The sequence below is a fragment of the Streptococcus sp. 1004_SSPC genome (genome assembly GCF_001069025.1).
In the GTDB taxonomy this organism is placed as follows: Bacteria; Bacillota; Bacilli; order Lactobacillales; family Streptococcaceae; genus Streptococcus; species Streptococcus vestibularis.
The window spans coordinates 1-4837 of sequence record NZ_JWGQ01000051.1; the positions used below are offsets into that span (position 1 = coordinate 1).

Sequence of the window (4837 nt, forward strand, 5' to 3'; positions counted from 1 at the left end):
ATCATTGAATTATCAATCACCCTACCAAGTTTTTCTGAGTTACTTGAAAAGTCTAACTTAATTGTTATCATTTAATTTATCTAACAGAGCCTCTGCTACTTTTTCAGGGATTCCAAGAGCTTGAATGTCTTCGGCACTGGCTTTTTGGATAGCTGTCATAGACTTGAAGTGTTTGAGAAGTTTTTGTTTGCGCTTAGGTCCTAACCCCTCCACGCCATCAAGTTTAGAACTGAAACTATTCTTACTACGGACTTGACGATGGAAGGTGATGGCAAAGCGGTGTACTTCATCCTGAATACGGTGAAGGAGGAAAAATTCCTCGGATTGACGTGGCAAATCAATGACTCGCAAAGGATCTCCAAAAAGCAATTCATTGGTTTGGTGCTTGTCATTTTTCTGAAGACCTGCAACTGGGATAGATAGATTGAGTTCCTTGCGAAGCACATCCTTGGCTACATTGACCTGACCTTGACCACCATCCATGATAATGAGGTCTGGTGGCGTTAGACCATCACGTTTGACACGACTATAGCGACGACGAATGACCTCACGCATACTGGCATAATCGTCAGGGCCTTCAACAGTCTTAATCTTGTATTTGCGGTACTCTTTTTTATTAGGTTTACCATTTTCAAAGACAACCATGGCAGAGACAGGGCTAGTTCCCATGATATTAGAGTTATCGAAAGACTCGATACGGACCGGTGTCGGAATCCCCATGAGTTTGCCTAGATTTTCAATAGCTCCTTGGGTCTTAGCCAAGTCTTTTTCGAGGAGATCAAATTTTTGGGTCAAACTGACGCGGGCATTTTTCGTCGCCAGATTAACCAACTGCTTCTTCTCTCCACGTTGAGGTTTAAAGACCTTGACCTCATCTCCAACTAGAGCCTCAACAGACTCTTGATCAATGTCTCCTGGAATGAAAATCTCCTTAGGCTTGAGATGACGACTATCCAGATAAAACTGACCCATATAGGTTAGGAAATCTTCCTCAGCATCATTATAATAAGGGAACATATTGACATCACGCTGAATGAGTTTCCCTTGGCGAACAAAGAAAACCTGAACACACATCCACCCCTTATCCACGTAGTAACCGAAGATATCACGGTCCTGCATGTCTTGACGGATAACCCTTTGCTTGGTCCTAAGCGTCGAAACCGCCTCAATCAAATCGCGATACTCCGCAGCACGCTCAAACTCCATCTGGTCAGACATATCCTTCATCTTGGCCTTAAGCTGATTAACGATTTTATCATCATGACCGTTTAGGAAATTCTTGACATCTTCAACCAAACCTTGCCAATAGTCCTCAGTGGTGTGACAGATGGTGTGGGCATTACATTGGCCAATATGGTAATAGAAACAGACCTTATTGGCCGGATTTTTACATTTCTTAAAGGGGAAAATACGGTCCAAAAGCTTCTTGATTTCATTGGCCGCACCAGAGTCTGGGTAAGGACCAAAATAGAGACCGCCATCCTTCTTAACCTGGCGGGTAATCAAGAGCCTTGGATAGAGCTCCTTAGTAATCTTGATAAATGGATAAGACTTGTCATCCTTGAGACGGATGTTGAATTTAGGCATATTCTCTTGGATAAGATTAATTTCCAAAAGCAGGGCCTCAATATTGGACTCGGTTACGATAAATTCAAAGTCTGCAATCTCAGATACCAAAAGCTCCGTCTTAGTATCATGACTTCCACGAAAATAGCTACGCACACGATTTTTTAGATTTTTAGCCTTACCGACATAGATAATATTGCCGAATTTGTCCTTGTGGAGATAGCACCCCGGGTTGTTTGGGAGCAATTCCAGCTTATGTTTAATCAGATTATTCATGCTTTCATTGTAGCAAAAAAAGAGCTGAAAAGCTCTTAATAGTCATGGGTAAATACAATTTGAAAAGAGGTCTATTTGCTCAAAATCGTCAAAATTTCTTGGTAGTTTTTGACTTGATAGGTTGGAACAGCTGGAGTCTCATTAACCAAACCTTTTGGATTAAACCAAATGCTGTCAATTCCTGCATTATTACCACCTTGAATATCAGCAGTTAGACTATCACCAATCATGAGGGCCGAATCGGGATGAAAGTCATTCACCTGATCCGCAATTTTTTCAAAAAAGTCCGTAGACGGTTTGTGGGCACCCACTTCATCTGAAATGAAAATATCGTCGAAGAAAGGCAAGATGCTTGAGGCTTGCAGACGACCACGTTGGATGTAGCTAACACCATTAGTTGCTGCATAAATCTTGTGACCGCGATTTTTAACGTTCGATAAGAAAGCATGGGCCTGAGGCAACTCCTGCCCCTGTTGGCTCAAGAAATGCTGGTAACGGCCAGCTAAGTGTCTGCCATCAACCTCCTGTCCAAAATGCTCAAAAAGACGAGAAAAGCGAGTGCGAAGCAATTCAGGTTTTGTAATCAAACCATGGTTGAGGTCCTCCCACATGGAACGGTTCATGGGAATATAGTGGTCTTTATAAGCCTTGATCTCTTGTGAAGCTACACCAGCCTCTTCAAGCAAGTAGTTTAAAGCCATATCTTCAGCACGGTCAAAATCTAGGAGGGTGTGGTCAAGATCGAAAAGTAAATGGGTGTAGGTCATGACGGATCCTTTCTGACAGTTAAAACATCAGTGTTTATTTTATCATAATCTAGCTCTATATAAACAAAGAAACACAAAAGGACGACCCATAGACCGTCCTCTCTGATTTATGAAAAATAAGTATTGCTTACTTAATAGTAACACTATTATATCTATTGAACCTTAAAGAAAGCTTAAAATAAGTTATTTTTTATGGTTTCAATAGATTTTTACTTAAACAGCGAATCTCTCTAATTCGTGGTATACTGAAAATACAAGATTAATCAAACGAGGCGTGTTATGAAAAATTTAAAATTTCAATCCGTTTTTGATATTATCGGTCCTGTCATGGTAGGACCTTCCTCTAGTCATACTGCAGGAGCTGTTCGTATCGGAAAAATTGTTTCGGCCATCTTTGGTGATATACCCACTGAAGTAGAATTTCAACTTTTTAATTCCTTTGCAAAAACCTACCGAGGTCATGGAACAGATGTGGCTCTTGTAGCTGGTATTTTAGGTATGGAAACAGATGACCCTGATATTCCGCGTGCACTTGATATTGCACACGAAAAAGGCATTAAGGTCTATTGGAAAATCAACAAAGATAGCAATGCACCGCATCCTAACACTACTCGTATTACACTAAAAAATGCTACAAAAACTATCTCTGCCACTGGTGTTTCCATCGGTGGAGGGAATATCCAAGTAACTGAGCTCAATGGTTTTGCGGTCAATCTCAAGATGAATACACCGACTCTCATCATTGTCCACCAAGATGTTCCTGGAATGATTGCCCTTGTCACAGATATTTTGTCGCGTTATGGTATCAATATCGCTCAAATGACTGTTACTCGGGAAAATGCCGGTGAAAAGGCCATTATGATTATCGAAATTGACTCTCACCAGTGTGATGAAGCCGTTACTGATATCGCAAGAATTCCAAATTTGCATAACGTGAACTTTTTCAGTTAAGAGGAGATTTCCATGTTTTACACTATTGAAGAATTGGTTCAACAAGCTGACCGAGATTACCAAGGTAATATCGCCGAGCTCATGATCGCTACAGAGACAGAGCTAACTGGACGGGAACGTCATGAAATCCTTGCTCTCATGACTCGAAATCTAGAAGTGATGAAAGAGTCTGTTCAGGCTGGTTTGTCCCCTGAGAAATCACCAACTGGCTTAACCGGGGGAGACGCTGCTAAACTGGATGCCTATATCAAAAAAGGAAATACCTTGGCTGATTCTGCTGTTTTGGGTGCTGCTAGAAATGCCATGGCTGTTAATGAATCTAATGCCAAGATGGGATTGGTTTGTGCCACACCAACTGCTGGATCTGCTGGCTGCCTACCTGCTGTTCTTACAACTGCTATCCAAAAACTGGGCTTAACCGAATCACAACAATTGGATTTTCTCTTTACTGCTGGTGCATTTGGTCTAGTCATCGCAAATAATGCCTCGATTTCTGGCGCCGAGGGAGGCTGCCAAGCCGAAGTTGGTTCCGCCTCTGCTATGGCTGCAGCCGCTATTACAATGGCTGCTGGTGGAACACCCTTCCAAGCTAGCCAAGCCATTTGCTTTGTACTAAAAAATATGTTGGGACTCATTTGTGACCCCGTAGCTGGATTAGTCGAAGTCCCTTGTGTCAAACGTAATGCTATGGGAGCAAGTTTTGCCCTAGTCGCTGCCGATATGGCTTTGGCAGGTATCACATCTGCCATTCCAGTCGACCAGGTCGTTGACGCGATGTATCAGGTCGGTTCAGCCATGCCAACTGCATTCCGTGAAACTGCTGAAGGTGGCTTAGCAGCAACTCCGAAAGGAAAAGCACTCGCAAAAAAAATCTTTGGTTGATTTTTTAGAATAAATCATAACCACCCGTCTAACAGGTGGTTTGATCAAGAGCTATAAGCCCATAATACCAGCCAGCGCCTAAAGACTCTGGCTTTCACTTTGTTCAAGCCTTATTGCTTTTGACTCGTCACAAGCCCCTCAAAGAGGCATTCACATTACTTACCGTTATCCCTAAAAGCATTTTCATATTCTTTTACGTTTAATTTGTCCAAAGCGATATCATGCTTCTCTTGTTCCTGAATATATTTCTTAATCGTGGCTTCATTAAGCCCTACTGTACTCACATAATAACCTTTCGCCCAGAAATGCCGATTTACAAACTTGTACTTGAGATTGGCGTGTTTATCAAACATCATTAATGCACTTTTACCTTTCAAATATCCCATAAAACTAGC

5 protein-coding genes are annotated in these 4837 nt (G+C 41.9%); 2 read left to right on the forward strand and 3 right to left on the reverse strand.

Annotated features, from left to right (window positions below; all coding sequences use genetic code 11):
* Positions 1–57: 57 nt before the first annotated feature.
* A complete protein-coding gene (gene uvrC, locus ADF62_RS04125; protein ID WP_037600702.1) occupies positions 58–1842 on the reverse strand; it encodes an excinuclease ABC subunit UvrC in 1785 nt (594 codons plus the stop codon).
* Between the two features lie 71 nt (positions 1843–1913).
* Complete coding sequence (locus tag ADF62_RS04130; RefSeq protein ID WP_048788162.1) at positions 1914–2609, reverse strand: YjjG family noncanonical pyrimidine nucleotidase; 696 nt, start codon at positions 2607–2609, stop codon at positions 1914–1916.
* Positions 2610–2888: 279 nt separating this feature from the next.
* On the opposite strand from ADF62_RS04130, the gene sdaAB reads away from it, so the two are divergent.
* A complete protein-coding gene (sdaAB, locus tag ADF62_RS04135) occupies positions 2889–3560 on the forward strand; it encodes an L-serine ammonia-lyase, iron-sulfur-dependent subunit beta (protein WP_003094592.1) in 672 nt (223 codons plus the stop codon).
* A 12-nt stretch (positions 3561–3572) separates the two neighbouring features.
* Positions 3573–4442 (forward strand): L-serine ammonia-lyase, iron-sulfur-dependent, subunit alpha, encoded by an 870-nt coding sequence (sdaAA, locus tag ADF62_RS04140; RefSeq protein ID WP_003096825.1) that lies wholly within the window; start codon positions 3573–3575, stop codon positions 4440–4442.
* 155 nt (positions 4443–4597) lie between these two features.
* Here sdaAA and tnpA read toward each other — a convergent pair.
* Positions 4598–4837 (reverse strand): IS200/IS605 family transposase (tnpA, locus tag ADF62_RS04145; protein ID WP_048788163.1); only part of this gene is annotated, 240 nt, incomplete at its 5' end.

What these genes read in the sequence shown, in the direction of transcription:
- uvrC (WP_037600702.1), bottom strand. Translation starts at nt 1,842, where the DNA reads ATGAATAATCTGATTAAACATAAGCTGGAATTGCTCCCAAACAACCCG.
- sdaAB (WP_003094592.1), top strand. Translation starts at nt 2,889, where the DNA reads ATGAAAAATTTAAAATTTCAATCCGTTTTTGATATTATCGGTCCTGTC.
- sdaAA (WP_003096825.1), top strand. Translation starts at nt 3,573, where the DNA reads ATGTTTTACACTATTGAAGAATTGGTTCAACAAGCTGACCGAGATTAC.
- ADF62_RS04130 (WP_048788162.1), bottom strand. Translation starts at nt 2,609, where the DNA reads ATGACCTACACCCATTTACTTTTCGATCTTGACCACACCCTCCTAGAT.